The organism is Kosakonia arachidis, from assembly GCF_900116535.1.
GTDB classification, from domain to species: Bacteria; Pseudomonadota; Gammaproteobacteria; order Enterobacterales; family Enterobacteriaceae; genus Kosakonia; species Kosakonia arachidis.
This window is the reverse complement of the sequence record NZ_FPAU01000002.1, coordinates 217,978-244,005: the sequence shown is the minus strand read 5'-3', so window position 1 is coordinate 244,005 and position 26,028 is coordinate 217,978. Positions and strand designations below refer to the sequence as shown.

The window sequence follows — 26,028 nt, the reverse complement described above, 5'->3', positions numbered from 1 at the left end:
CAGCGTGCGGGGGCAAGCGTCAGGTAAGGTCGGCCATCAGCACTTTGGAACGGCGCTGATAGTTGTACATCTGCTTTTTGGTTTCCGGCAGTGAATCAATATCCACCGGGGTAAAGCCGCGTTCCTGGAACCAGTGAATGCTGCGTGTGGTCAGCACAAACAATTTGCTCAGGCCAATTTGTCTCGCTTGTGCGGCAATACGCTCCAGAAGGACTTCACCGCGCGACGAGCTTCGATAATCCGGGTGTACCGCTACGCAGGCCATCTCGCCGATTTTCTCTTCCGGGAAGGGATAAAGCGCCGCACAGGCAATGGTCAGATTATCGCGTTCGATAATGGTGAATTTGTCGATCTCCATCTCCAGTTGCTCGCGGGAGCGGCGCACCAGAATGCCCTGTTGTTCAAGCGGGCGGATAAGTTCGAGAATGCCGCCAATATCGTTGATGGTTGCGCGGCGGATTTGCTCGGCGCTCTCCATCACAATCTGCGTACCGATACCATCGCGGGAGAATAACTCCTGCAGCAGTGCGCCGTCTTCCTGATAGCTGATCAAGTGGCTGCGTCGCACGCCGCTGCGACAGGCTTTGACCGCACCGCGCAGGAAACGTACCGTGCCGGAGTGGTAATCTCCTTGTGCTTCCAGCGACTCGACGCGCGCCTGCGCTTCATTCGGGAACAACTCAGAAACAATCGAGCCCTCGTCGTTCATTACCCCTTGCGACGAGCAGAAACCGATCATTTTTTCGGCTTTCAACTTGATGGCAAGCTGGGTGGCGATCTCTTCGGAGGTAAGATTAAAACTTTCGCCAGTAACTGACACCGCGACCGGTCCCATCAGCACAATCGCACCGCTGTCGAGCTGGCGATGGATCGCTTCCTCATCAATACGGCGAATACGTCCGCTGTGGCAATAATCCACGCCATCATCGACGCCCAGCGGTTGTGAAATAATAAAGTTGCCGCTGACCACGTTAATATGCGCGCCCTGCAATGGCGTATTGTTGAGGCTCATCGACAGCCGTGCCGTGATGTCGAGTTGCAACAGACCTGCCGCCTGCTTAACCAGTTCAAGGGTTTTAGCATCTGTCACGCGGGTGTGTTTGTGGTAAATCGGTTCATGGTGATGTTCGGCAAGATTCGCGTCGATTTGCGGACGCGCGCCGTACACGACCACCAGCCGGATGCCGAGGCTGTGCAACAGGCCTATATCATTGATAATACTTGAAAAATTATCGTGCTCAATGGCTTCGCCACCGAGCATAATGACAAAAGTCTTTCCCCGATGGGCATTAATATAGGGAACAGAATGGCGGAATCCTTGTACCAGTTCGGTTCTGCGCTCTCTTACCACGGCCTGTCCTCAATGCATTATTATTCGTAAATTGTGTATTTTTATTCTTTTCTGACGTCCGGCGCAAGTGCAAATTTTGTCGTCATTCAATAAAATTGCCCCGGCGAAGACATTGGGCAGACAGATGTTTACCCTTTAATAGATGACAGTTTATGCATCATTCGTTAAAGTTTTCGGTCAATTCTGACGAATAGCATTATTTAGCGAAAAATTGCTCGGGAGAGGCATGTCGGGAAGTCAGTCATCGGTGAGCCGCCGCAGGTTATTAAAAGGGGCGGGGGCCATGTGGTTATTAAGCGTAAGCCAGATTGGCCTGGCAGCGGTAAGCCAGGTAGTGGCGGTGCGCGTCTGGCCGGCCTCTACCTATACGCGCGTGACGGTGGAGTCTAACCAGGTCATTAAATACAAGCAGTTCACGTTGAGTAACCCTGACCGGCTGGTGGTGGATCTGGAAGGCGTACATCTTAACTCCGTGCTTAAAGGTATGGGGGCGCAGATTCGTGGTGATGATCCCTTTATCAAATCTGCGCGCGTTGGTCAGTTTGATCCGCAAACTGTGCGCATGGTGTTTGAGCTGAAACAGGATATTGCGCCGCAACTGTTCGCGCTGGCACCGGTCGCCGGCTTCAAAGAGCGGCTGGTGATGGATCTCTATCCGGTGAATGCGAAAGATGTGCAGGATCCGTTGCTGGCGCTCCTGGAAGAGTACAACAAAGGCGATCTTGAACAGCAGATGCCGGAGCAGGATAGCGGCCCGCAGCCGGGTAAGGCGGGGCGCGATCGACCAATCGTCATTATGCTGGATCCCGGTCACGGTGGTGAAGATCCGGGGGCGACGGGGAAATACCGTACCCGCGAGAAAGACGTAGTGCTACAAATCGCCCGCCGTCTGTACGCGCTGATCGAGAAAGAAGGCAATATGAAAGCCTACATGACGCGTAACGAGGATGTCTTTATCCCGTTGAAAGTGCGCGTCGCCAAAGCGCAAAAACAGCGTGCGGATCTGTTTGTGTCGATTCACGCCGATGCCTTCACCAGCCGCCAGCCGAGCGGTTCTTCAGTATTCGCGCTTTCCACCAAAGGAGCGACCAGTACGGCGGCGAAGTATCTGGCGCAGACGCAGAACGCTTCTGACCTTATTGGTGGCGTGAGTAAAAGCGGCGACCGTTATCTCGATCACACTATGTTCGATATGGTGCAGTCGCTGACCATCAATGACAGCCTGAAGTTCGGCAAAGCCGTGCTCAATAAGCTCGGCAACATTAATAATCTGCATAAAAATAAGGTGGAACAGGCCGGTTTTGCGGTACTGAAAGCGCCGGATATTCCGTCGATTCTGGTCGAGACTGCATTTATCAGTAATGTGGAAGAGGAACGTAAGCTGAAGACGGCCAAATTCCAGCAGGAAGTGGCGGAGTCGATTCTGGCAGGGATTAAAGCCTACTTCGCGGATAGCGCGACGCTGGCAAGAAGGGGATAACAAAGTGGCGCTGAAAGGTGCCATTTTTTACTGACGGCGAAAACAAAAAAACACCCGTTAAGGTGTTTATTGTGTTGGTTGCGGGGGCCGGATTCGAACCGACGACCTTCGGGTTATGAGCCCGACGAGCTACCAGGCTGCTCCACCCCGCGTCCGTCTGTTTACACTTCCATCATTTTTTCTCTTTTTCACATTTTAATTGGTTGCGGGGGCCGGATTTGAACCGACGACCTTCGGGTTATGAGCCCGACGAGCTACCAGGCTGCTCCACCCCGCGTCCGTGGATGCGCACTATACTCTGCAAACTTATTGATGCAACCTTTTTTTGACTAATTCGACGAATTACCGGGATTATGTTTAAAAACAAAACAATTAGCTCATTTTTTATGCGAATCTGGCGGTGGATTGTGCTGACGCATTTCTTTAGTGAATAGGGTTTGTTATCTTCACCCCGCTGCAGGTCAATCAGAAGACGAGATATAATGAAAGGACGTTGGGCTAAGTTCGTACTTACAGGCGCCATGGTCGCAATCCTTGCCGCTTGTTCCTCCAAACCGACCGATCGCGGTCAACAGTATAAAGACGGAAAGTTTTCCCAGCCTTTTTCCCTGGTCAATCAACCTGACGCCGTCGGGGCGCCAATCAACGCCGGAGACTTCTCCGAGCAAGTTAATCAAATTCGTTCCGCCTCTCCGCGCCTCTATAGCAGCCAGAGCGGCCTTTACAATGAGATTCAGTCCTGGCTGATGTCGGGCGGCGATACGCGTACTCTGCGCCAGTACGGCCTTGACGCATGGCAGATGGAAGGAACGGATAACTACGGAAACGTGCAATTTACCGGCTATTACACGCCGGTAGTGCAGGCGCGTCACACGCGCCAGGGCGAGTTCCAGTACCCGATTTATCGCATGCCGCCTAAACGCGGCCGTTTACCATCGCGAGCGGAAATCTATGCCGGCGCGCTCAGCGACAACTATGTGCTGGCCTACAGCAACTCGCTGATGGACAACTTTATTATGGATGTGCAAGGCAGCGGCTATATTGATTTTGGCGATGGTAGCCCGCTTAACTTCTTCAGTTACGCCGGGAAAAATGGCCATGCTTACCGCAGTATCGGCAAAGTGTTGATCGATCGCGGCGAAGTGAAGAAAGAAGATATGTCGATGCAGGCCATCCGCGAATGGGGTGAAAAACACAGTGAAGCGGAAGTGCGTGCGCTGCTGGAAGAGAATGCGTCGTTTGTCTTCTTTAAACCACAATCCTGGGCACCGGTGAAAGGCGCCAGCGCGGTGCCGCTAATTGGACGCGCTTCTGTCGCTGCCGATCGCAGCATTATTCCGCCGGGCACCACGCTGCTGGCGGAAGTGCCGCAACTGGACAATAAAGGCAAATTCAACGGTCAGTATGAGCTGCGTCTGATGGTGGCGCTGGATGTCGGCGGTGCCATCAAAGGTCAGCACTTCGATATCTATCAGGGTATAGGCCCGGATGCCGGGCACCGCGCAGGCTGGTATAACCATTATGGCCGGGTCTGGGTGCTGAAAAACGCCCCGGGGGCGGGCACCCGCGGCGGCGTGTTCAGCGGCTGAATGTGATAAACTTTGCGACCCTCTTCCGCTTGCGAAAGAGGGTTTTCTGTTTTCTTTGAGGTCTGTTTTATGTCAGCAGTAATCAGCGATGCCTGGCGTCAGCGTTTTGGCGGCACGGCGCGTTTATATGGCGAGAAAGCGTTGCAGTGGTTTGCCGATGCGCATATCTGCGTAGTCGGCATTGGCGGCGTGGGTTCCTGGGCGGCTGAAGCGCTGGCGCGAACGGGCATCGGCGCAATCACGTTGATTGATATGGACGACGTTTGTGTGACCAACACCAACCGACAGATACACGCCCTGCGCGATAACGTCGGCCTGGCAAAAGCTGAGGTAATGGCAGATCGCATTCGCCAGATCAACCCGGAGTGCCGGGTGACGGTGGTGGATGATTTTGTGACTGCCGACAATGTTGCGCAACTGATGAGCCAGGGCTATAGCTATGTGATCGATGCGATCGACAGTGTACGTCCGAAAGCCGCGCTAATTGCGTACTGCCGTCGCAATAAGATCCCACTGGTGACCACGGGCGGTGCAGGAGGGCAGATCGATCCGACGCAGATCCAGGTCAGCGATCTGGCGAAAACTATTCAGGATCCGCTGGCGGCAAAATTGCGCGAGCGGTTGAAAAGCGATTTTGGCGTGGTGAAGAACAGTAAAGGGAAGCTCGGCGTGGACTGTGTATTCTCCACCGAAGCGCTGGTTTACCCGCAGTCAGACGGTTCAGTCTGTGCAATGAAAAGCACGGCGGAGGGGCCGAAACGTATGGATTGTGCAGCCGGGTTTGGTGCTGCAACGATGGTGACCGCGACCTTTGGTTTTATCGCGGTCTCCCATACACTGAAAAAACTGATGGCGAAAGCGGAGCGTCAGGCCAGCGCTTGACGAGCCGCATCCTGCACGGCGGCGGCCAGCGCCTCCAGCCCCTGGCTACGCGACGCGCTCAACTGGGCGCGTAAGCCCAGTTCATCGAACAGTGCCAGCGGATCGCGGTGAATAAGATCGTCCGGGCGCTTGCCTTCTACCGCTGTCAACAGCACGGCCAGTAATCCACGTACAATCCGGCCTTCGCTCTCGCCGAAGAAATGCATCGTTCCTTCCGCGTTCAGCGTTGAACCGAGCCAGACACGATTTTCGCAGCCGGGAATTTCCCGTGCCTGCGCTTTCAGCGCTTCCGATGCAGCAGGCAGTTGCTTACCGAGCATGATCAACTGACGGTATTTATCTTCCCACTGGTTCAATGCGCCAAACATCTGGCGCAGCGTCTCTTCGGTAACGGTTGTGCCGAACGGGTGTCCGGCAAAAGTCGGGCTTGTCATTAATCCACCAATATTTTCAGGGCGCGGTCCACAGCCTGTACCAACGTGTCTACATCCTGTTGCGTATTATAGGGTGCAAATGAAGCGCGCAGGGTGCCGGTGACGCCAAGTGCGGCCAGCAGCGGCTGAGCGCAGTGTTGACCGGCGCGCAGTGCGATACCGTAGCCCGCAAGCAGTGTCACCATATCGCTGTGGTGTACACCGTCAAAATCGAAAGCCAGCAGACTTGAGTCCTGGCAGCGAAAGGAGCGGAAACCCGGACGTTTAGCCAGTTTATCTTCCGCTAGCGTCGCCAGCCCGCGGCTGTAACTCTCCGCCTGGGCGATATCCAGCGTTTTCAGCCACTCCAGAGCCGCGCTTAGACCAATAACGCCCGCAACATTTGGCGTGCCGGCTTCCAGCTTGTAAGGTACTGGCTGAGTGGTGAAGCCATCAAATGTTACTTCGCTGATCATCTTGCCGCCACCCTGCCACGGCGTCATTTTATCCAGCAATTCCGCTTTACCATACAGTGCGCCGATACCATTGGGGCCATAGAGTTTATGGCCGGAAAATGCATAGAAATCGATATCCAACTGTTGCACATTGGCCGGGAAATGCACGACGCCCTGTGCACCATCAACCATCACTACCATGTCTGCCGCATGTGCCAGTGCAATCGCCTTTGCCAGATCCGGACAACCTCCGGTGACATTCGACATTTGCCCCAGAGCCAGGATACGGCTGCGTGAGGTGATAAGCGACGGCAGTCGGTTGATATCCGGTAAGTGATCGACGCCGAGCGGCAGTTTCACCACCCGCGCGCCGGTTTGCTGTGCCACCATCAGCCACGGCACCAGGTTGGCGTGATGTTCTGCCTCGCTGACAATGATCTCATCACCTACTTGCAGACGCGGGCGCGCGTAGCATTGGGCGACCATATTGATGGCTTCAGTGGTGCCGCGCGTCCAGACGATGTTTTTGCCGGAGGGCGCATTGAGCAGTGCGGCGACCTGATCACGCGCGGCTTCGTAGCGGGCGGTTAATTGTTGCGCCTGGGCGAACTGGCTGCGGTGCACGTTACCGGCGCTGAGGCTGTAAAACTGTTGTGTGGCATCGATTACCGCCTGCGGTTTCAGGGCGGTAGCGGCGCTATCCAGATAGACGCCAGCGTCGGCCAGCGCCGGGAACTGCGCGCGAAATTGCGATGGGTTAAATGCGTTCATGCGATTCCTCATATCAATAGCGCGATCGTCGCGCAATTTTTCTGTCGGAGCAAGAACGTTGCGCTCCATCGGAATTGTCTGTTTGTCCTGGCAGGGGTACGTAAGCAGGTTATGCTAAATAGTGTTAGGTAAGTGTTTAAGACTCTTCCACTAAGAGTATTTCACAGCATTAATTGCCAATTAATTGCCAGAAGGAGAAGAAGATGAAGAAGGCTGCCGCAATTATTTCTGCATGTCTGTTTACTTTTGCCCTGAGCGCCTGTTCCGGTCCTAATTACGCGTTACATACCAATGATGGGCGCACGATCGTCTCGGAAGGGAAACCGAAAACTGACGATCAGACCGGTCTGATTTCGTATAAAGACGCTAACGGCAACGAACAGCAGATCAACCGTTCCGACGTGAAAGAGATGGTCGCGCTGGATAAGTAAGATAAGTCAGCGCTGAACGTGGGGTAAAAAAAAGCACCGCAATCTTGCGGTGCTATATTAATCACTATGGACAGACAGGGTAAATGTACAGGAAGTGAAAAAGGGGTAGCATCGCTACCGTGGTCTGAATAGCAGACCAATTGCAAACACAACAACACAACATCACAACCTTAAGCCAAAAGCCCTTCAGAACACGCATTCCAAAAAAAGCTCTTCGTTCCGGCTCAGGAAGTGCCGCCACTATAGGTATTTGCTGGTAGAAGCTCAACGGACAATTTATAATAGCTCAGATAAAAAAAACTAATAGGTTAATCACTGTTTCCTGTTTGTTAAATTGCCTTTACATCTAAGCCTGAAAACCATGTCCAAGCGATTACCACCACTGAATGCGTTACGCGTTTTTGATGCTGCCGCCCGCCATTTAAGTTTCACGCGCGCAGCCGATGAACTTTTTGTGACGCAGGCCGCAGTAAGCCACCAAATCAAGTCTCTCGAGGATTTTCTCGGGCTCAAACTCTTTCGCCGCCGCAACCGATCGCTGCTGCTTACTGAAGAAGGCCAGAGCTATTTTCAGGATATCAAAGAGATATTTTCCCAACTGACGGAAGCCACCCGTAAGTTACAGGCGCGCAGCGCAAAAGGCGCGCTGACCGTCAGTTTGCTCCCCAGTTTTGCCATCCAGTGGATGGTGCCAAGGCTCTCCGACTTTAACTCAACTTATCCGGGAATCGATGTTCGTATCCAGGCCGTTGACCGTCAGGAAGATAAACTGGCGGACGATGTCGACGTGGCGATTTTTTACGGGCGCGGTAACTGGCCCGGGATGCGTGTCGAAAAATTGTACGCCGAATATTTGCTGCCAGTCTGTTCTCCGCTTTTGCTGACGGGCGATAAGGCGCTGAAAACGCCGGAAGATTTAGCTCACCACACTTTATTGCACGATGCATCACGTCGCGACTGGCAAACTTATACGCGACAATTAGGTCTTAACCTTAACGTTCAACAGGGACCCATCTTTAGCCACAGTTCTATGGTGCTTCAGGCGGCCATCCATGGACAGGGGATAGCACTGGCCAATAACGTAATGGCACAGTCCGAAATCGAAGCAGGCCGGCTGGTCTGCCCGTTTAATGATGTTCTGGTCAGTAAGAATGCGTTTTATCTGGTTTGTCATGACAGTCAGGCAGAACTGGGTAAAATAGCCGCCTTTCGTCAGTGGATCCTGGCCAAAGCGGCAAGCGAACAGGAAAAATTCCGTTTCCGTTATGAACATTAATGCGCGCGCATGGCGCGTATGACTTTTTAGGGTACTCACATGACCAGCCGTTTTATGTTGATTTTCGCCGCGGTGAGCGGTTTTGTGTTTGTCGCGCTCGGTGCATTCGGCGCGCATGTTTTACGTAAATCTTTGGGTGTGCCGGAGATGAGCTGGATCCAGACCGGTCTCGAATATCAGGCATTCCACACGCTGGCCGTGCTGGGCCTTGCGGTGGCAATGCAGCGTCGAATTAGTATCTGGTTTTACTGGAGCAGTGTTTTTCTTGCGCTGGGCACCGTGCTGTTTAGCGGCAGCCTCTATTGTCTGGCGCTTTCGCATTTACGCCTGTGGGCGTTTGTTACGCCAGTCGGTGGAGTTTGTTTTTTAATCGGCTGGGCATTGATGTTGATTGGCGCAATTCGTCTAAAACGTAGGGGCGTTGTTCATGAATAAAGTGGTATTGCTGTGCCGCCCGGGTTTTGAGAAAGAGTGCGCAGCCGAAATTACCGATAAAGCCGGCCGCCTTGAGGTGTTTGGTTTTGCACGGGTAAAAGAGAATTCGGGCTATGTCGTGTTCGAGTGCTATCAGGAAAACGATGCGGACAAAGTGGTGCGCGAGCTGCCGTTCAGCTCGCTGATTTTCGCCCGCCAGATGTTTGTCGTGGGTGAACTGCTGCGCGATCTGCCGCCGGAAGATCGCATTACGCCGATCGTCGGTATGTTGCAGGGCGTGGTGGAGAAATCCGGGGATTTGCGCGTCGAGGTGGCCGATACCAACGAAAGCAAAGAGCTAATGAAGTTCTGTCGCAAGTTCACCGTGCCACTGCGCGGCGCGCTGCGCGAAGCGGGCGTGCTGGCGCGCAATGATTCGCCGAAACGCCCGGTGGTACATATCTTCTTTATTGCACCAGGTTGCTGCTATACCGGTTATTCATATTCCTATAACAATTCGCCGTTCTATATGGGCATCCCGCGACTGAGGTTTCCCTCGGATGCGCCGAGCCGTTCAACCCTCAAACTCGAAGAGGCGTTCCACGTCTTTATTCCGGCGGACGAGTGGGATGAGCGCCTGGCCAACGGCATGTACGCGGTGGATCTCGGCGCCTGTCCGGGTGGCTGGACCTATCAACTGGTGAAACGCAATATGTGGGTGGCTTCTGTGGATAATGGCCCTATGGCGCAAAGCCTGATGGATACAGGGCAGGTCACCTGGCTACGGGAAGATGGTTTCCGCTACCGGCCAAACCGCAGTAATATCTCGTGGATGGTGTGCGATATGGTGGAGAAACCGGCGAAAGTTGCCGCGCTGATGGCGCAGTGGCTGGTTCAGGGCTGGTGCCGCGAAACCATTTTCAACCTGAAGCTGCCGATGAAAAAACGCTACGAAGAGGTGTCAAATAACCTCGCCTATATCCAGCAGCAGCTGGATGAACATAATATCGCGGCGCAAATTCAGGCGCGCCAGCTATACCACGATCGCGAAGAAGTCACGGTACATGTGCGCCGTATGTGGGCGGCCGTTGGCGGTCGTCGCGACGAGCGTTAAAAACAGCAGAGCCGGGCAATGTCCGGCTCAGGCGAGTTTGCTGTCAGAGACACTATGTGTCACCTCATACAGGTGCGCAATCTGCGCTTCTCCCGAATGATTGATTTACTCTTGTCGTCAGCATAACGGCTGCGCTGGCGTTTCAGCAGAATGGATTTAAATTCGGCATTGTAGATGTTTCAATCCCAGAGCGCGCCGCTTTCATCTGTTCTTCTTCGTCATCCGATGAAGGCCCGCACGATGTGGGCGCTCCGGGCAAAAAGATTACGGCGTTACCTTTTTTTAAAAGAACATTCCCCTGTGCTTCACACACTCTCCTGTGATAACGATCGCAAAAACTTTTTGTGAGAGAAACAGGCGCGATTATGCCAGGAGAAAAGGCACCCTGTTTTCAGGACGCCTGGGCACTTACGGATTAGCGGCTTTGGCCAGCTCTTTGGTTAACGGCAACATAATCCGCATCACGTCGCGGCTACGGTGTGCAATACGGCCGGGCAGGGCTTGATCGAGGAATTGCTGGTTATCGATACGCGCGTTGTGGTAGCTGATGCCATCAGGGAAACTTTTTGATTTCGCCCGTTGTTGCATACCGTCTTTCTTACCGAGCGACCAGTTGGTGGCTTCCACCGACAGAACCGGAATCCCCGCTTTATCAAACACCTCGGCATCGTTACAGCAACTGGTACCTTTCGGGTAATCCGTGTTAAGACCGGGATTTATCAGCGCACTGATACCGTGAGCGCGGGCGATAGCCAGCGCACGATCCCGCGTCAGTTTACGCACCGATGCCGGCGTATTTTTGCCGCTATTAAAGTAGAGCTTGTCGCCGACAATCAGATTATTAAGGTTGATCACCAGCAGGGTATTTTTCTTCTCGTGCTCGCTCATCCGCGCGAGCATGTTTGCCGCGCCAAGATGGCCCTCTTCATCACCGCTGGTGGCGACAAAGCGGATGCTGTACTGCGTCGGCACGGATTTCATCGCCTGCGCCAGTTCCAGCATCACGCCCAGCGCGGCGGCGTTGTCATCCATCCCCTGAAGCGTCAGTCCCCCCAGATTGTTATCGACATCGGCATCGCTGTGCGGCGCATATGTATCAAGATGCGCCATAATCATGATCTGCTGCGGCAGCTTGCCTTCATGGGCGGCGATCACCGTGCTGCCGGTGACATTTTGCCAGTTCTGTCGGTTATTCTTGGTAGTATAGCGGTAGCGGGTTTTGAACTTGCGGATATCGCTCTGGTATCCCATCTGCTCAAACTGCTGCTGCAAATAGTCTGCGGAGAGCATTTCAGCCGGTGTGCCGGTCATGCGTCCAGGGAAGAGAGTGGCAATGTGGCGAGCCTGCTCATCTGCAAATTCACCAGGGTGGGACGTACTGGCATGAGCCGGAAAGATAAAGCATACGCCGAGCGCCAGGGCAGCGGTACGGAGGCGCAATGCGGAAAACATAGAGAGTCCTTTATGCAGCAATTTTTTTGACGTGCTTAGTATGAAACTGTGACTGGGTTTACACAATTTCATTTGTTGTTAACCTGCCGAAAATACTCGGCTTAAGCACTTTTTGATATTTGTATTGCCACTGCGTTATTCCTTTGCGGAACTACTCATTCCAATTCGTAATTTCATTCGCCCGGAACCGCCCCCTATAGTCGCACTATTACTGGCTGTAAGTGAGTTGCTTTGTGGATTACCTGCCGTTATTTGCTGAAGTAAAAGACCGCCCGGTACTGGTGATTGGCGGCGGCGAAATTGCCGCGCGCAAAATCACTTTTTTGCGTCGCGCGGGTGCACGCGTGCAGGTTGTCGCGCAGCGGCTGGAACCGCAACTGCAACAGCTTGCCGACAGTCAGGCGATTCACTGGCTGGCGACCGAATTTGACGAGGTGCAGTTGGATGCCGTTTTCCTTGTCATTGCGGCAACCGATGACACGGCGCTGAATGAGCGCGTCTTTGCGGCGGCAAATGCGCGCCACAAGCTGGTCAACGTGGTGGATAACCAGCCGCTGTGCTCCTTTATTTTCCCGTCAATTGTCGATCGCTCGCCGCTGCTGGTGGCGATATCCTCTGGCGGAACGGCACCGGTGCTGGCGCGTCTGTTGCGGGAAAAGATTGAAGCACTGCTGCCGGGCAATCTGGGCCGTATGGCGGAAGTGGCCGGGCGCTGGCGTGCGCGGATTAAAGCTTTTCGCCGTACCACGGATGAACGTCGCCGCTTCTGGGAAAGCGCTTTTCGCGGGCGTTTTGCCAGCCTGATGGCCGCCGGAGATGAACCCGCTGCCGAAAAAGCGCTCGAAGCCGAATTGGCTCAGCCGGGTTCGGGTAGTGGAGTGATTATCCTCGTGGGCGCCGGGCCGGGCGATGCGGGATTGCTGACGCTGCGAGGTTTACAGGTGATCCAGCAGGCCGACGTGGTGTTTTACGATCATCTGGTCAGCGACGAAGTGCTGGAGCTGACCCGCCGTGATGCAGAGAAAATCTGCGTCGGTAAACGCGCCGGTTCCCATGCAGTGGCGCAGCATGAGACCAACCGCATGTTGGTGGATGCGGCGCGCGAAGGCAAAACGGTGGTGCGGCTGAAAGGCGGCGACCCGTTTATTTTTGGCCGCGGCGGCGAAGAGTTGCAGGCTGCGGCGGAAGCTGGCATTCCTTTTCAGGTCGTGCCGGGCGTCACTGCGGCATCCGGCGCGACGGCTTATGCAGGCATTCCCCTAACGCACCGGGATTTTGCCCAGTCGGTAACATTTGTCACCGGCCACTATAAAGCTGACAGCGTACCGTTCGACTGGTCGCAATTGGCGCAAAGCCACCAGACGCTGGCGATTTATATGGGCACCATGAAAGCGGCAGAGATCAGCGAACAACTGATTGCTCACGGGCGCGATAAAACCACGCCAGTGGCAGTGATATCTCGCGGTACACGCGCGGAGCAACAGGTTGCTACCGGCACACTAGAACAACTCGAGGAACTGGCGCATGTTGCGCCGATGCCCGCCCTGCTGGTGGTGGGCGAAGTGGTGCAGCTTCATCACGAGCTTGCCTGGTTCCGGCATACGACAGCAACGGACGCCTTTGACGCCTCCGTGATTAAACTGGCTTAAGGAATGGTTATGGATCAAAAACGACTCACTCATTTGCGACAACTGGAGGCGGAAAGCATCCATATCATCCGCGAAGTGGCGGCCGAATTTTCCAACCCGGTGATGATGTACTCCATCGGTAAAGATTCCAGCGTGATGCTGCATCTGGCGCGTAAAGCCTTCTATCCGGGCACGCTACCGTTTCCGCTACTGCACGTCGATACTGGCTGGAAATTCCGTGAGATGTATGAATTCCGCGACCATACCGCCAAAGCCTATGGCTGTGAACTGCTGGTACACAAAAACCCGGAAGGGGTGGCGATGGGCATTAACCCGTTCGTGCACGGCAGTGCTAAACACACCGATATTATGAAAACCGAAGGGCTGAAGCAGGCGCTGAACAAATACGGTTTTGACGCTGCTTTCGGAGGCGCGCGCCGCGACGAAGAGAAATCACGCGCCAAAGAGCGTATTTACTCTTTCCGCGACCGTTTCCACCGCTGGGATCCGAAGAACCAGCGTCCGGAGCTGTGGCACAACTACAACGGCCAGATCAACAAGGGCGAAAGCATTCGCGTGTTCCCGCTTTCAAACTGGACCGAGCTGGATATCTGGCAGTATATCTTCCTGGAAAATATCGACATCGTTCCGCTGTACCTGGCGGCAGAGCGCCCGGTGCTTGAGCGTGACGGTATGCTGATGATGATCGATGATGACCGTATCGATCTGCAACCGGGCGAAGTGATCGAGCAGCGGATGGTGCGTTTCCGTACTCTCGGATGCTGGCCGCTGACCGGCGCGGTGGAATCTTCCGCGCAGACGCTGCCTGAGATCATCGAAGAGATGCTGGTTTCCACCACCAGTGAACGTCAGGGCCGTGTGATTGACCGCGACCAGGCTGGCTCGATGGAGCTGAAAAAACGTCAGGGATACTTCTAAGGAGCCGCCATGAATACCACTATTGCTCAACAAATCGCCAACGAGGGCGGCGTCGAAGCGTATCTGCACGCCCAGCAGCATAAAAGTCTGCTGCGCTTTCTGACCTGCGGCAGCGTCGATGACGGGAAAAGTACCTTGATCGGTCGTTTGCTGCACGATACTCGCCAGATCTATGAAGATCAGCTCTCCACGCTGCATAACGACAGCAAACGCCACGGCACGCAGGGCGAAAAACTCGACCTGGCGCTACTGGTGGACGGCCTGCAAGCGGAGCGTGAACAGGGCATTACCATTGATGTGGCCTACCGCTATTTCTCTACGGAGAAGCGCAAATTTATCATCGCCGATACGCCTGGGCACGAGCAGTACACCCGCAATATGGCCACCGGCGCGTCTACCTGCGATCTGGCGATTTTGTTGATCGATGCGCGTAAAGGCGTGCTGGATCAAACCCGTCGCCACAGCTTTATCTCCACGTTGCTGGGGATCAAGCATCTGATAGTCGCGGTGAATAAAATGGATCTGGTGGAATTTAGCGAAGAGACCTTCGACAACATTCGCCAGGACTACCTGACTTTTGCCGAACAACTGCCGGGTAACCTGGATATCCGCTTCGTACCGCTGTCGGCGCTGGAAGGCGATAACGTTGCCAGCCAGAGTGAAAAAATGCCGTGGTACAGCGGCCCGACGCTGCTGGAAGTGCTGGAAACTGTGGAGATCCAGCGCGTAGTGGACACCCAACCGATGCGTTTCCCGGTGCAGTATGTTAACCGTCCGAACCTCGATTTCCGTGGTTTCTCCGGTACGCTGGCGTCCGGCGTGGTGAGCGTTGGTCAGCGTATCAAAGTGTTGCCGTCAGGCGTGGAATCGACCATTACCCGCATTGTCACGTTTGATGGCGATTTACAGGAAGCGGCCGCAGGCGAGGCGATTACGCTGGTGCTGAAAGATGAGATCGACATCAGCCGCGGCGACCTGATTCTTGATGCGCAGGAAACGCTGCCAGCCGTGCAGCGCGCGTCGCTTGATGTGGTATGGATGGCGGAACAGCCATTGCAGGCGGGGCAGAGCTACGACATCAAAGTGGCGGGCAAAAAGACGCGCGCACGTGTCGATACCATTCAGTATCAGGTGGACATCAACAATTTAACGCAGCGTCAGGTGGAGAGCCTGCCGCTTAACGGCATTGGTCTGGTTGATTTGACCTTTGATGAACCGCTGACGCTGGACGCGTATCAACAAAACCCGGTCACCGGCGGTATTATCTTTATCGATCGGCTGAGCAACGTGACCGTCGGCGCGGGTATGGTGCGTGATGTTCACATTGAACAGCCGGGCAGCGCTTCGGAATTCAGCGCGTTTGAACTGGAACTGAACCAGCTTATCCGTAAGCACTTCCCGCACTGGGGCGTGCGCGATCTGCTGGGAGGCAAATAATGGCTCTGCATGATGAAAATGTCGTCTGGCATGCCCATCCGGTAACCCCTGAGCAACGCGAGCAACTCCACGGCCACCGTGGGGTTGTGCTGTGGTTTACCGGACTTTCCGGTTCCGGTAAATCAACGGTCGCTGGCGCGCTGGAAGAGGCGCTGCATAAGGTGGGTGTCAGCACTTATCTGCTGGATGGCGACAATGTGCGCCACGGTTTATGCAGCGATCTTGGCTTTAGCGATGACGATCGCAAAGAGAATATCCGTCGCGTCGGCGAAGTGGCCAAACTGATGGTGGAATCCGGGCTGGTGGTGCTGACGGCATTTATTTCTCCGCACCGTGCTGAGCGCCAGATGGTGCGTGAACGCCTGGGAGAAGGGCGTTTCATCGAAGTGTTTGTTGATACGCCGCTGGCGATTTGCGAAGCGCGAGATCCGAAAGGGTTGTACAAGAAAGCGCGCGCCGGTGAACTGCGTAATTTCACCGGTATTGATTCGGTTTACGAAGCGCCCGAATCGCCGGAAGTACACCTGCAGGGTGAACAATTGGTAACAAATTTGGTTAGCCAATTATTAGACCTCCTCCGGGAGAGCGATATTATCAGATCCTGAGACGGTACTGGCGATACGCGCCCTCTTCAGGCATCGCGGCGTTGAAATTACGCTTCCTGAATTTGCGCGCGTATCTGCTGTTTACTGGTCGTACAGGCAACAGGATCCGATATGCGTAACAGTCAGAACATCACCCTCACACGGTCGCAATCACTCCCTGCGACCTCCGACGAAACCACATGGTCTTTTCCCGGGGCCGTAGTGGGGTTCGTTGCATGGCTGCTGGCGCTGGCGATCCCGTTTATGATTTATGGTTCCAACACCCTGTTTTTCTTTCTCTACACTTGGCCGTTTTTCCTCGCGTTGATGCCCGTCTCCGTGGTGGTCGGTATTGCGTTGCATTCGCTGCTCGGCGGCCGGTTGCTCTACAGCAGCTTAGCGACGCTGTTGACGGTCGCCGCTATGTTTGGCGTACTGTTTATGTGGTTACTGGGCTAACGGCCTTACGTCAAAGCGTAACCCTCATTAAGGCAATGTGTCCGGCTACGGTTCGGAAGACATTTATGATAAAGTCTGGCACTTGCGCGGCATCGCCCGGCCCCGGAGTGGAGTCTGACGAAAAGTTATGGGATGATGGTGCCGTTTTTCAGGGGGCAGGATGGGTAAACTAACGCTGCTATTGCTGGCTTTACTAGTCTGGCTACAGTATTCGCTGTGGTTCGGCAAGAATGGTCTGCATGACTACAGCCGCGTCAGCGAAGATGTGGCGACACAGCGGGCGACGAACGCCAAATTAAAATCGCGCAACGATCAGCTTTTCGCCGAAATTGACGACCTCAATGGCGGTCAGGAAGCGATTGAGGAACGCGCACGCAACGAATTATCCATGACTAAGCCGGGCGAAACGTTTTATCGTCTGGTGCCGGATTCGTCAAAGCGTACGCCGGGGTCAGCGCAAAACCAAAACCAGAACCAGAACCAGAACCAGAATCAAAACACACAAAATAATCGATAAACAGTCCCGGGTTTACGACATGTCAGCACTAATTCCGGACGTCTGTGCCGTAGTGCCGGCCGCCGGATTCGGCCGCCGCATGCAAACGGAATGTCCTAAGCAGTATCTCTCCATTGGCCAAAAAACCATTCTTGAGCACGCCGTAGATGCGCTGCTTGCCCACCCGCGCGTTAGGCGGGTGATTATTGCCGTCAGTCCAGGCGACGAGCGCTTTGCCCGTCTGCCACTGGCGCAACATCCGCAAATTACCGTGGTGAACGGCGGCGCAGAACGCGCCGATTCGGTGCTGGCGGGCTTAAAGGCTGCAGGTGACGCGCAGTGGGTGCTGGTGCATGATGCCGCGCGTCCTTGTCTACATCAGGATGATTTAAACCGGCTGTTACAGCTCAGTGAAACCAGCCGCGTCGGCGGTATTCTTGCCGCACCAGTGCGCGACACCATGAAACGCGCAGAGCCGGGAAAAACGGCGATTGCTCATACCGTTGAGCGCAATGATTTATGGCATGCGTTGACGCCGCAATTTTTCCCGCGACAACTGCTGCACGATTGCCTGGCCCGCGCCCTGGATGAAGGCGCGACGATCACCGACGAAGCGTCGGCGCTGGAGTATTGCGGATTCCACCCGGAGTTGGTGGCCGGACGCGCGGATAATATTAAAGTGACCCGCCCGGAAGATTTACGGCTGGCAGAATTCTATCTGACCTTTTCAGACCTTCAGGAGAAAGCATAATGCGCATTGGACACGGTTTTGACGTACACGCCTTTGGCGGTGAAGGCCCAATTATTATCGGCGGTGTACGCATTCCTTACGAGAAAGGGTTGTTGGCGCATTCTGATGGCGATGTGGCGCTGCACGCGCTGACCGATGCGCTGCTGGGTGCGGCGGCGTTGGGCGACATCGGCAAACTGTTCCCGGATACCGATCCGGCATTTAAAGGCGCCGATAGCCGCGCGCTGCTACGCGAGGCCTGGCGACGCATCCAGGCAAAGGGTTATACGCTGGGTAATGTTGATGTGACCATCATTGCCCAGGCGCCGAAAATGCTGCCACACATTCCGCAGATGCGCGTCTTCATTGCTGAAGATCTCGGCTGTCATATGGATGATGTTAACGTCAAAGCCACCACTACCGAAAAACTCGGTTTTACCGGGCGTGGCGAAGGTATTGCCTGTGAGGCGGTCGCGCTGCTGTTGAAGGCGGCAAAATGACAGAATTCGAAAACCTGACCTGGCTGCATGGTAAACCGGCTGGCCGCGGGATCCTCAAAGCCAACCCGGAAGATTTCGTCGTTGTGGAGGATCTCGGCTTTGAACCGGACGGCGAAGGTGAACATATTCTGGTGCGTATTTTGAAAAATGGCTGCAACACCCGTTTTGTGGCAGATGCGCTGGCAAAATTCCTAAAAATTCAGGCGCGTGAGGTGAGCTTTGCCGGGCAAAAAGATAAATATGCGGTGACAGAGCAGTGGCTGTGTGCCCGTGTGCCGGGCAATAAGATGCCGGATTTCAGCGGGTTTGAACTCGAAGGTTGCAAAGTGCTGGAGTATGCCCGCCACAAGCGCAAGCTGCGGCTGGGCGCATTGCAGGGCAACGCCTTTATATTAGTGCTGCGTGAAGTGAACGATCGGGTGGATGTTGAAGCCCGTTTGCAGGCCATCAGTGAAAAAGGTGTGCCGAATTATTTCGGTGCTCAGCGTTTTGGTATTGGCGGCAGTAATTTGCAGGGCGCATTACGTTGGGCGCAGAGCGATACGCCGGTCCGCGATCGTAACAAACGCAGTTTCTGGCTGTCGGCGGCGCGTAGCGCGTTGTTTAATCAAATCGTCAACGAACGATTGAAAAAAACAGACTTTAATCAAGTTGTTGACGGCGATGCGCTACAATTAGCGGGACGCGGTAGCTGGTTTGTCGCCAGCGAGGAAGAACGCGCGGAATTGCAGGCGCGCGTCGATGCGAAAGCTTTAATGATTACCGCCGCGCTGCCGGGCAGCGGCGATTGGGGCGCTCAGCGAGCAGCGTTGGCGTTTGAGCAACAGGCGGTTGCCGATGCGCCGGAACTGCAGGCATTGTTGGTGCGGGAAAAAGTAGAAGCCGCGCGCCGCGCGATGCTGCTCTATCCGCAGAAGCTTTGCTGGAACTGGTGGGATGATGTCACCGTCGAGTTACGTTTCTGGCTGCCGGCGGGAAGTTTTGCCACCAGCGTGGTCAGAGAACTTATTAACACATCGGGTGATTATGCGAATATTGCTGAGTAACGATGACGGGATCCACGCGCCGGGAATTCAGACGCTGGCAAAAGCGCTGCGCGAGTTTGCTGATGTTCAGGTGGTCGCGCCCGATCGTAACCGCAGCGGTGCTTCCAATTCACTGACACTCGAATCCTCACTCCGTACTTTTACCTTTGAAAATGGTGATATCGCGGTACAGATGGGTACGCCGACCGACTGCGTTTACCTTGGGGTGAACGCGCTGATGCGTCCGCGCCCGGATGTAGTGGTTTCCGGCATTAATGCCGGTCCGAATCTCGGCGACGATGTGATCTACTCTGGCACCGTTGCGGCCGCGATGGAAGGGCGTCATCTCGGTTTTCCGGCGCTGGCCGTCTCGCTCAACGGGCATACTCATTATGAAACGGCAGCCGCCGTCACCTGCTCTCTTCTGCGTGCGCTCAACCGTGAGCCGCTACGTACCGGGCGGATACTCAATATCAACGTGCCGGATCTGCCACTCGATCAGATCAAAGGTATTCGCGTTACCCGTTGCGGTAGCCGTCACCCGGCCGATCAAGTTATTCCTCAGCAGGATCCGCGCGGCAACACACTGTACTGGATTGGTCCGCCCGGGGAAAAATGCGATGCCGGGCCGGATACGGATTTTGCAGCCGTGGATGAAGGCTACGTCTCCGTCACGCCGTTGCATGTAGATTTAACAGCATACAGCGCGCATGATGTTGTTTCAGGCTGGCTGGATCGTGTCGGGGTGGATTCGCAATGGTGAGTAAACGCGTACAGGATCTTCTCAATCAATTACGCGCGCAGGGCATTAAAAATGAGCGGGTGCTTGAGGCATTATCGCAAGTGCCGCGTGAGAAATTTATCGATGAGGCGTTTGAACACAAAGCATGGGATAACGTTGCGTTGCCTATTGGTCAGGGACAAACCATTTCGCAGCCTTATATGGTGGCGCGAATGACCGAACTGCTGGAGCTAACACCCGCGTCACGGGTGCTGGAAATTGGCACTGGCTCTGGCTATCAAACGGCGATTCTGGCGCGTCTTGTACACCATGTCTGCTCCGTTGAACGTATCAAAAGCCTGCAATGGCAGGCGCGCCGTCGCCTGAAGCAGCTCGATCTACACAATGTTTCAACTCGCCACGGTGATGGCTGGCAGGGGTGGCAGGTTCGCGCTCCGTTTGACGCCATTATTGTGACCGCCGCACCGCCGGAGATCCCCGCCGCATTGATGTCGCAACTGGATGAGGGCGGCCTTCTTGTCTTGCCCGTAGGTGACGAAATGCAACAGTTGAAGCGCGTTCGTCGGCGCGGAAGCGAATTTATTATTGATACTGTGGAAGCGGTGCGCTTTGTTCCGCTAATAAGAGGCGAACTGGCCTGAGTTACAGAGTTTTCTCTGAGATTTTCAGACCGTAACAGCGTATGGTAGACATATTTGCCGCAAGACGTCGCGGTTATCGTTAAGTCATTGGTTATCTATATATTGTTGGGGGATAAATGAGCGCGGGAAGCCCGAAATTCACCGTAAGCCGTATTGCGGCATTGTCACTGGTTTCGCTGTGGCTGGCAGGGTGTTCAAATTCCACTAATGCTCCGGCCCCGGTCAGTTCTGTTGGCGGTAACGCCAGTTCAAATTCTAGTTCTGGAATGTTGATTACGCCTCCACCAAAACTTGGTACATCATCGCAGCAGAAAATTCAGCCTGTATATCGCCCGAATGCACAGCCAACGCAGATTCAGCCGATGGCACAGACGCCTGTTGAGACCGTTAATGGGCACATCGTCTATAACCGCCAGTACGGCAATATTCCCAAAGGCAGCTATACCGGCGGTAGTACCTATACGGTTAAACGTGGCGATACATTATTTTATATCGCGTGGATTACCGGGAACGATTTTCGTGATCTGGCGCAGCGTAATAATGTCGCTGCGCCTTATAACCTTGAAGTCGGGCAAACGTTGCAGGTCGGTAACGCATCTGGAACGCCAATTACGGGTGGAAATGCCATTACGCAGGCTGATGCTTCGGCACAAGGAATAGTCTCAAAACCTGCACAAAATTCCAGCGTAGTGGTTGCTTCGAAACCGACAATTACGTATTCTGAGGATTCAGGTGAACAAAGTGCTAACAAAATGTTGCCCAACAACAAGCCTGCGACAACCATCACAGCGCCTGTTACGGCACCTTCTGTAAGCACAACCGAACCGACTGCCAGCAGTACATCAACCAGCTCGCCGATTGCTTCATGGCTCTGGCCGACTGAGGGCAAAGTTATCGACAACTTCTCTGCTACCGAAGGTGGCAATAAAGGTGTTGATATCTCTGGCAGCAAAGGACAGGCTATTGTCGCGACCGCAGATGGGCGCGTTGTATATGCCGGTAACGCGCTGCGCGGTTACGGTAATCTGATCATCATTAAACATAACGATGATTACCTGAGTGCCTACGCCCATAACGACACAATGCTGGTCCGGGAACAACAAGAAGTTAAGGCGGGGCAAAAAATAGCTACCATGGGTAGTACCGGAACCAGTTCTACACGCTTGCATTTTGAAATTCGTTACAAGGGGAAATCCGTTAACCCGCTGCGCTATTTGCCGCAGCGATGAATCGGTGCAAGGTTATTGAAGACTCCCCATCGAGCCGTTGCAGTGCGCGCAGATGCCGCTGCAACGAGCACAATGAGGCGTTTTCAGGAGCTTTGCCCAGGGATCACGGGTAGGAGCCACCTTATGAGTCAGAATACGCTGAAAGTTCATGATTTAAATGAAGATGCGGAATTTGATGAAAACGGAGTAGAGGTTTTTGACGAAAAAGCCTTAGTAGAAGAGGAACCCAGTGATAATGACCTGGCGGAAGAGGAGCTGTTGTCGCAGGGTGCCACCCAGCGTGTATTAGATGCTACTCAGCTGTACCTTGGGGAAATTGGGTACTCTCCACTATTAACGGCCGAAGAAGAGGTCTATTTTGCACGCCGCGCACTTCGCGGTGACGTTGCCTCCCGCCGTCGCATGATCGAAAGTAACCTGCGTCTGGTGGTTAAGATTGCCCGTCGTTACAGTAATCGTGGTCTGGCACTGCTGGATCTGATTGAAGAGGGAAATCTGGGGCTGATCCGTGCCGTTGAGAAATTTGACCCTGAACGTGGTTTCCGTTTTTCAACGTATGCGACCTGGTGGATTCGTCAGACTATTGAGCGGGCGATTATGAACCAAACCCGCACCATTCGTCTGCCAATCCACATTGTTAAAGAGCTGAACGTCTATCTGCGTACCGCGCGTGAGTTGTCCCATAAGCTGGACCACGAACCGAGTGCGGAAGAGATAGCTGAACGGCTGGACAAACCGGTTGACGACGTAAGCCGTATGCTGCGTCTCAACGAGCGCATTACCTCAGTCGATACGCCATTAGGCGGAGATTCTGAAAAAGCGCTGCTGGATATCCTGGCTGATGAGAAAGACAACGGTCCGGAAGACACCACGCAAGACGATGATATGAAACAAAGCATTGTCAAATGGCTGTTCGAACTGAACGCCAAACAGCGTGAAGTGCTGGCGCGTCGTTTCGGTCTGCTGGGTTATGAAGCTGCGACACTGGAAGATGTGGGCCGTGAAATTGGTCTCACCCGCGAACGTGTTCGTCAGATTCAGGTTGAAGGTCTGCGTCGTTTGCGCGAAATCCTGCAAACGCAAGGGCTGAATATCGAAGCGCTGTTCCGCGAATAAGCATGCTTTCAAACCAAAAAGGCCGCTCGTTTACGACGCGGCCTTTTTCTTTTCGGCTATTACGCTTTTCTCATCATCTTTCTGATCAGCGCTGGAAAAGCTGACCGCCATACTGGCGAATCGCCAATAATAAGGCGTGAAAAATGATCTGTCCCCATTGTGCCAACGATCCCGTTGCTGCCGGGCGGAAATAAGTTATCGCATGTAAGTCCGGACTGAACAGAATGGCAGATCGGATTCGATCCCTGAGCGTAAAAACGCCCAAGCTGCTTCAGTGCCATCTGGCAATCAGCGCCTTACACCAGGCTCTTCAGGCGGTAAATCCATTCCAGCGCCTGACGCGGCGTTAAACTGTCCGGATCGAGGTTTACCAAGGCGTCTACTGCCGGGCTGGTCTCTTCTGCCGGGGACAGCAGCGACATTTGAGTGCCGTCTATTTGCGTGGCCGCCGCATTCGGCGACAGGCTTTCCAGCTCGCGTAATTTGCCGCGCGCGCGTTTAATCACCTCTTTTGGCACGCCCGCCAGCGCCGCGACCGCCAGGCCGTAACTCTTACTGGCCGCGCCGTCTTGCACGCTGTGCATAAAGGCGATGGTATCTCCATGCTCCAGCGCGTCGAGATGTACGTTTGCCACACCTTCCATTTTTTCCGGCAGTTGCGTCAACTCAAAGTAGTGAGTCGCGAACAGCGTCAATGCTTTGATTTTATTCGCCAGGTTTTCCGCACATGCCCATGCCAGTGACAGACCATCATAGGTCGATGTTCCGCGACCAATTTCATCCATCAGCACCAGGCTGTTTTCCGTGGCGTTATGCAGGATGTTGGCGGTTTCGGTCATTTCCACCATAAAGGTAGAACGTCCGCTGGCCAGATCGTCTGCCGCCCCGACGCGGGTAAAGATGCGATCGATTGGGCCGATCTCGACTTTTTGCGCGGGCACATAGCTGCCAATATAGGCCAGCAGCGCAATCAGCGCAGTCTGACGCATGTAGGTGCTTTTACCACCCATATTTGGCCCGGTGATGATTAACATCCGGCGCTGTGGCGATAAATTCAGCGGGTTAGCAATAAACGGCTCTTTCAGTACCTGCTCGACCACCGGATGACGGCCTTCGGTAATGCGGATGCCTGGCTTATCAATAAAGGTCGGACAGCTGTAATTCAGGGTATAAGCGCGCTCCGCCAGGTTCACCAGCACATCCAGTTCCGCCAGCGCAGAGGCGCTCTGTTGCAGGTCGGCCAGATACGGCATCAGCAGATCGAACAGCTCGTCATAAAGCTGTTTTTCCAGCGCCAGTGCTTTGCCTTTTGAGGTCAGAACTTTGTCTTCGTACTCTTTCAGTTCTGGAATAATGTAGCGTTCGGCATTTTTCAGCGTCTGGCGGCGCACGTAATGAATCGGTGCCAGATGACTTTGCCCGCGGCTAATCTGGATGTAGTAACCGTGTACCGCGTTATAACCCACTTTCAGCGTATCCAGCCCGAGGCGTTCGCGTTCGCGGATCTCCAGCCGGTCAAGATAGTCGGTTGCGCCATCTGCCAGACCGCGCCATTCGTCCAGTTCGGCGTTATAACCCGGCGCAATCACGCCGCCATCGCGCACCAGCACCGGCGGTGCATCGATAATTGCTCGCTCCAGCAACTCGCGCAGTTCGCTGAACTCGCCCATCTTTTCGCACAGCGCCTGCACTGGCGCGCTTTTCACTTCCGCCAGCTGCGCGCGCAGTTCCGGCAGTTGCTGGAAAGCGTGACGCATACGCGCCAGATCGCGCGGACGCGCTGTGCGCAGCGCCAGACGTGCCAGAATACGCTCCAGATCGCCCACCTGGCGCAGTACCGGTTGCAGCTCGCCGCAGTGATCCTGCAATGCGCCGATGGTTTGCTGGCGTTCCGTCAGCACTGTTGTATCGCGGACCGGCATATGCAGCCAGCGTTTCAGCATGCGGCTGCCCATTGGTGTTACGGTGCAATCAAGTACCGAAGCCAGTGTATTTTCCACGCCGCCTGCCAGGTTCTGCGTGATCTCCAGATTACGGCGCGTCGCGGCGTCCATAATGATGGTGTCTTGCTGGCGTTCCATGGTGATGGAGCGAATATGCGGCAGGGTAGTGCGCTGCGTGTCTTTGACATACTGTAACAGGCAACCGGCTGCACACAGGCCGCGCGGTGCATTTTCCACGCCAAAGCCAACCAGGTCACGGGTGCCAAATTGCAGGTTCAGTTGTTGGCGGGCGGTATCAATTTCGAACTCCCACAGCGGACGGCGGCGAAGGCCACGGCGGCCTTCAATCAGCGCCGTTTCGGCAAAGTCTTCGGCATAGAGCAACTCGGCAGGATTGGTGCGCTGCAACTCGGCGGCCATTGTATCGCGATCGGCCGGTTCGCTGACGCGAAAACGCCCGGAGCTGATATCCAGCGTGGCATACCCAAAGCCTTTGCTGTCTTGCCAGATTGCGGCCAGCAGATTGTCCTGACGCTCCTGCAACAGCGCTTCATCGCTGATGGTGCCAGGCGTAACAATGCGTACCACTTTGCGCTCAACCGGACCTTTGCTGGTTGCCGGATCGCCGATTTGTTCGCAAATCGCCACGGATTCGCCAAGACTGACTAGCTTCGCCAGATAGTTTTCCACCGCATGATGCGGAACACCGGCCATCGGGATCGGCTCACCTGCCGATGCGCCGCGTTTGGTCAGCGAGATATCCATAAGCTGCGAAGCGCGTTTCGCATCGTCATAAAACAGTTCGTAAAAGTCGCCCATCCGGTAGAACAGCAGAATATCCGGATGCTGGGCTTTCAGCTTCAGGTACTGCTGCATCATTGGGGTGTGGGCGTCGAAATTCTCTAGTGTACTCATCAGTTTATGATGTCCA

At 54.6% G+C, this 26,028-nt stretch carries 25 protein-coding genes and 2 tRNA genes; 20 read left to right on the top strand and 7 right to left on the bottom strand.

All coding sequences use genetic code 11. The annotated features are described in order from the left end of the window. Positions 1-19: 19 nt before the first annotated feature. The gene (gene argA, locus BM427_RS09290; RefSeq protein ID WP_090121067.1) at positions 20-1,351 is read right to left on the bottom strand and encodes an amino-acid N-acetyltransferase; all 1,332 of its coding nucleotides are present in this window, start codon (positions 1,349-1,351) and stop codon (positions 20-22) included. 226 nt (positions 1,352-1,577) lie between these two features. Here argA and amiC point away from each other — a divergent pair, with 226 nt between their 5' ends. Further along, complete coding sequence (gene amiC, locus BM427_RS09285) at positions 1,578-2,831, top strand: N-acetylmuramoyl-L-alanine amidase AmiC (RefSeq protein ID WP_090121065.1); 1,254 nt, start codon at positions 1,578-1,580, stop codon at positions 2,829-2,831. 75 nt (positions 2,832-2,906) lie between these two features. Here the strand turns inward: amiC and BM427_RS09280 are convergent. Continuing rightward, a tRNA-Met gene (locus BM427_RS09280) sits at positions 2,907-2,983 on the bottom strand. A 48-nt stretch (positions 2,984-3,031) separates the two neighbouring features. Next, a tRNA-Met gene (locus tag BM427_RS09275) sits at positions 3,032-3,108 on the bottom strand. Positions 3,109-3,313: 205 nt separating this feature from the next. Between BM427_RS09275 and mltA the strand changes: the two genes are divergently transcribed. Both mltA and tcdA read left to right on the top strand, forming a co-directional pair. Next, positions 3,314-4,420 (top strand): murein transglycosylase A, encoded by a 1,107-nt coding sequence (gene mltA, locus BM427_RS09270; RefSeq protein WP_090121062.1) that lies wholly within the window; start codon positions 3,314-3,316, stop codon positions 4,418-4,420. 69 nt (positions 4,421-4,489) lie between these two features. Further along, the gene (tcdA, locus tag BM427_RS09265) at positions 4,490-5,302 is read left to right on the top strand and encodes a tRNA cyclic N6-threonylcarbamoyladenosine(37) synthase TcdA (protein ID WP_090121060.1); all 813 of its coding nucleotides are present in this window, start codon (positions 4,490-4,492) and stop codon (positions 5,300-5,302) included. On the opposite strand, the gene csdE is transcribed toward tcdA, so the two are convergent. Next, positions 5,287-5,736 carry a cysteine desulfurase sulfur acceptor subunit CsdE gene (gene csdE, locus BM427_RS09260; protein ID WP_090121058.1) on the bottom strand — a complete coding sequence of 150 codons (450 nt, stop codon included), beginning with the start codon at positions 5,734-5,736 and terminating at the stop codon, positions 5,287-5,289. The genes tcdA and csdE overlap by 16 nt on opposite strands. Further along, a complete protein-coding gene (csdA, locus tag BM427_RS09255) occupies positions 5,736-6,941 on the bottom strand; it encodes a cysteine desulfurase CsdA (protein WP_090121720.1) in 1,206 nt (401 codons plus the stop codon). Before csdA ends, csdE begins: the two co-directional genes overlap by 1 nt. A gap of 203 nt (positions 6,942-7,144) precedes the next feature. Between csdA and BM427_RS09250 the strand changes: the two genes are divergently transcribed. The 4 genes from BM427_RS09250 (at position 7,145) to rlmM (ending at position 10,176) form a co-directional block, all read left to right on the top strand. Continuing rightward, positions 7,145-7,372, top strand: a complete 228-nt coding sequence (locus tag BM427_RS09250; RefSeq protein ID WP_090121057.1) for a YgdI/YgdR family lipoprotein — start codon at positions 7,145-7,147, stop codon at positions 7,370-7,372. A gap of 361 nt (positions 7,373-7,733) precedes the next feature. Then, positions 7,734-8,648, top strand: coding sequence for a glycine cleavage system transcriptional regulator GcvA (gene gcvA, locus BM427_RS09245; RefSeq protein WP_007370376.1), 915 nt, complete (start codon positions 7,734-7,736; stop codon positions 8,646-8,648). Between the two features lie 39 nt (positions 8,649-8,687). Next, positions 8,688-9,083: a DUF423 domain-containing protein gene (locus BM427_RS09240; protein ID WP_074773136.1), complete on the top strand. Its 396-nt coding sequence runs from the start codon at positions 8,688-8,690 to the stop codon at positions 9,081-9,083. Continuing rightward, positions 9,076-10,176 carry a 23S rRNA (cytidine(2498)-2'-O)-methyltransferase RlmM gene (gene rlmM / locus BM427_RS09235; RefSeq protein WP_090121056.1) on the top strand — a complete coding sequence of 367 codons (1,101 nt, stop codon included), beginning with the start codon at positions 9,076-9,078 and terminating at the stop codon, positions 10,174-10,176. Before BM427_RS09240 ends, rlmM begins: the two co-directional genes overlap by 8 nt. 408 nt (positions 10,177-10,584) lie before the next feature. Here rlmM and BM427_RS09230 read toward each other — a convergent pair whose 3' ends face one another. Beyond that, positions 10,585-11,628, bottom strand: a complete 1,044-nt coding sequence (locus BM427_RS09230) for an aminopeptidase (protein ID WP_090121054.1) — start codon at positions 11,626-11,628, stop codon at positions 10,585-10,587. 242 nt (positions 11,629-11,870) lie between these two features. On the opposite strand from BM427_RS09230, the gene cysG reads away from it, so the two are divergent. From cysG to rpoS, 13 genes are all read left to right on the top strand, one after another. Continuing rightward, positions 11,871-13,277, top strand: coding sequence for a siroheme synthase CysG (gene cysG, locus BM427_RS09225; RefSeq protein WP_167518590.1), 1,407 nt, complete (start codon positions 11,871-11,873; stop codon positions 13,275-13,277). Positions 13,278-13,286: 9 nt separating this feature from the next. After that, positions 13,287-14,195 (top strand): sulfate adenylyltransferase subunit CysD, encoded by a 909-nt coding sequence (gene cysD, locus BM427_RS09220; protein WP_090121052.1) that lies wholly within the window; start codon positions 13,287-13,289, stop codon positions 14,193-14,195. Positions 14,196-14,204: 9 nt separating this feature from the next. Beyond that, a complete protein-coding gene (gene cysN, locus BM427_RS09215; RefSeq protein ID WP_090121050.1) occupies positions 14,205-15,632 on the top strand; it encodes a sulfate adenylyltransferase subunit CysN in 1,428 nt (475 codons plus the stop codon). Then, positions 15,632-16,237 (top strand): adenylyl-sulfate kinase, encoded by a 606-nt coding sequence (cysC, locus tag BM427_RS09210; protein WP_090121048.1) that lies wholly within the window; start codon positions 15,632-15,634, stop codon positions 16,235-16,237. Before cysN ends, cysC begins: the two co-directional genes overlap by 1 nt. A 111-nt stretch (positions 16,238-16,348) precedes the next feature. After that, positions 16,349-16,675, top strand: coding sequence for a DUF3561 family protein (locus BM427_RS09205; RefSeq protein ID WP_090121046.1), 327 nt, complete (start codon positions 16,349-16,351; stop codon positions 16,673-16,675). 160 nt (positions 16,676-16,835) lie between these two features. After that, positions 16,836-17,192 (top strand): cell division protein FtsB, encoded by a 357-nt coding sequence (gene ftsB / locus BM427_RS09200; protein ID WP_090121045.1) that lies wholly within the window; start codon positions 16,836-16,838, stop codon positions 17,190-17,192. A gap of 19 nt (positions 17,193-17,211) precedes the next feature. After that, positions 17,212-17,922 (top strand): 2-C-methyl-D-erythritol 4-phosphate cytidylyltransferase, encoded by a 711-nt coding sequence (gene ispD / locus BM427_RS09195; RefSeq protein WP_090121044.1) that lies wholly within the window; start codon positions 17,212-17,214, stop codon positions 17,920-17,922. After that, positions 17,922-18,401 (top strand): 2-C-methyl-D-erythritol 2,4-cyclodiphosphate synthase, encoded by a 480-nt coding sequence (ispF, locus tag BM427_RS09190; protein ID WP_090121043.1) that lies wholly within the window; start codon positions 17,922-17,924, stop codon positions 18,399-18,401. The genes ispD and ispF overlap by 1 nt, the downstream gene beginning before the upstream one ends. Then, positions 18,398-19,447 carry a tRNA pseudouridine(13) synthase TruD gene (gene truD / locus BM427_RS09185; RefSeq protein ID WP_090121041.1) on the top strand — a complete coding sequence of 350 codons (1,050 nt, stop codon included), beginning with the start codon at positions 18,398-18,400 and terminating at the stop codon, positions 19,445-19,447. The genes ispF and truD overlap by 4 nt, the downstream gene beginning before the upstream one ends. Further along, positions 19,428-20,189 carry a 5'/3'-nucleotidase SurE gene (gene surE, locus BM427_RS09180; RefSeq protein ID WP_090121039.1) on the top strand — a complete coding sequence of 254 codons (762 nt, stop codon included), beginning with the start codon at positions 19,428-19,430 and terminating at the stop codon, positions 20,187-20,189. The genes truD and surE overlap by 20 nt, the downstream gene beginning before the upstream one ends. After that, a complete protein-coding gene (locus BM427_RS09175) occupies positions 20,183-20,809 on the top strand; it encodes a protein-L-isoaspartate(D-aspartate) O-methyltransferase (protein ID WP_090121037.1) in 627 nt (208 codons plus the stop codon). The genes surE and BM427_RS09175 overlap by 7 nt, the downstream gene beginning before the upstream one ends. A 176-nt stretch (positions 20,810-20,985) precedes the next feature. Then, the gene (gene nlpD, locus BM427_RS09170) at positions 20,986-22,038 is read left to right on the top strand and encodes a murein hydrolase activator NlpD (RefSeq protein WP_244316633.1); all 1,053 of its coding nucleotides are present in this window, start codon (positions 20,986-20,988) and stop codon (positions 22,036-22,038) included. Between the two features lie 123 nt (positions 22,039-22,161). Beyond that, positions 22,162-23,154 (top strand): RNA polymerase sigma factor RpoS, encoded by a 993-nt coding sequence (rpoS, locus tag BM427_RS09165; protein ID WP_090121035.1) that lies wholly within the window; start codon positions 22,162-22,164, stop codon positions 23,152-23,154. 296 nt (positions 23,155-23,450) lie between these two features. On the opposite strand, the gene mutS is transcribed toward rpoS, so the two are convergent. Further along, a complete protein-coding gene (gene mutS, locus BM427_RS09160) occupies positions 23,451-26,012 on the bottom strand; it encodes a DNA mismatch repair protein MutS (RefSeq protein ID WP_090121034.1) in 2,562 nt (853 codons plus the stop codon). Between the last annotated feature and the right edge of the window lie 16 nt (positions 26,013-26,028).

Bases quoted from the DNA above. Each gene is read 5' to 3' on its own strand.
- gcvA (WP_007370376.1), top strand. From the start codon at position 7,734: ATGTCCAAGCGATTACCACCACTGAATGCGTTACGCGTTTTTGATGCT.
- ispD (WP_090121044.1), top strand. From the start codon at position 17,212: ATGTCAGCACTAATTCCGGACGTCTGTGCCGTAGTGCCGGCCGCCGGA.
- tcdA (WP_090121060.1), top strand. From the start codon at position 4,490: ATGTCAGCAGTAATCAGCGATGCCTGGCGTCAGCGTTTTGGCGGCACG.
- surE (WP_090121039.1), top strand. From the start codon at position 19,428: ATGCGAATATTGCTGAGTAACGATGACGGGATCCACGCGCCGGGAATT.
- mltA (WP_090121062.1), top strand. From the start codon at position 3,314: ATGAAAGGACGTTGGGCTAAGTTCGTACTTACAGGCGCCATGGTCGCA.
- amiC (WP_090121065.1), top strand. From the start codon at position 1,578: ATGTCGGGAAGTCAGTCATCGGTGAGCCGCCGCAGGTTATTAAAAGGG.
- ftsB (WP_090121045.1), top strand. From the start codon at position 16,836: ATGGGTAAACTAACGCTGCTATTGCTGGCTTTACTAGTCTGGCTACAG.
- BM427_RS09240 (WP_074773136.1), top strand. From the start codon at position 8,688: ATGACCAGCCGTTTTATGTTGATTTTCGCCGCGGTGAGCGGTTTTGTG.
- BM427_RS09250 (WP_090121057.1), top strand. From the start codon at position 7,145: ATGAAGAAGGCTGCCGCAATTATTTCTGCATGTCTGTTTACTTTTGCC.
- truD (WP_090121041.1), top strand. From the start codon at position 18,398: ATGACAGAATTCGAAAACCTGACCTGGCTGCATGGTAAACCGGCTGGC.
- ispF (WP_090121043.1), top strand. From the start codon at position 17,922: ATGCGCATTGGACACGGTTTTGACGTACACGCCTTTGGCGGTGAAGGC.
- csdE (WP_090121058.1), bottom strand. From the start codon at position 5,736: ATGACAAGCCCGACTTTTGCCGGACACCCGTTCGGCACAACCGTTACC.
- cysC (WP_090121048.1), top strand. From the start codon at position 15,632: ATGGCTCTGCATGATGAAAATGTCGTCTGGCATGCCCATCCGGTAACC.
- csdA (WP_090121720.1), bottom strand. From the start codon at position 6,941: ATGAACGCATTTAACCCATCGCAATTTCGCGCGCAGTTCCCGGCGCTG.
- BM427_RS09230 (WP_090121054.1), bottom strand. From the start codon at position 11,628: ATGTTTTCCGCATTGCGCCTCCGTACCGCTGCCCTGGCGCTCGGCGTA.
- cysD (WP_090121052.1), top strand. From the start codon at position 13,287: ATGGATCAAAAACGACTCACTCATTTGCGACAACTGGAGGCGGAAAGC.
- cysN (WP_090121050.1), top strand. From the start codon at position 14,205: ATGAATACCACTATTGCTCAACAAATCGCCAACGAGGGCGGCGTCGAA.
- BM427_RS09175 (WP_090121037.1), top strand. From the start codon at position 20,183: ATGGTGAGTAAACGCGTACAGGATCTTCTCAATCAATTACGCGCGCAG.
- rpoS (WP_090121035.1), top strand. From the start codon at position 22,162: ATGAGTCAGAATACGCTGAAAGTTCATGATTTAAATGAAGATGCGGAA.
- mutS (WP_090121034.1), bottom strand. From the start codon at position 26,012: ATGAGTACACTAGAGAATTTCGACGCCCACACCCCAATGATGCAGCAG.
- BM427_RS09205 (WP_090121046.1), top strand. From the start codon at position 16,349: ATGCGTAACAGTCAGAACATCACCCTCACACGGTCGCAATCACTCCCT.
- rlmM (WP_090121056.1), top strand. From the start codon at position 9,076: ATGAATAAAGTGGTATTGCTGTGCCGCCCGGGTTTTGAGAAAGAGTGC.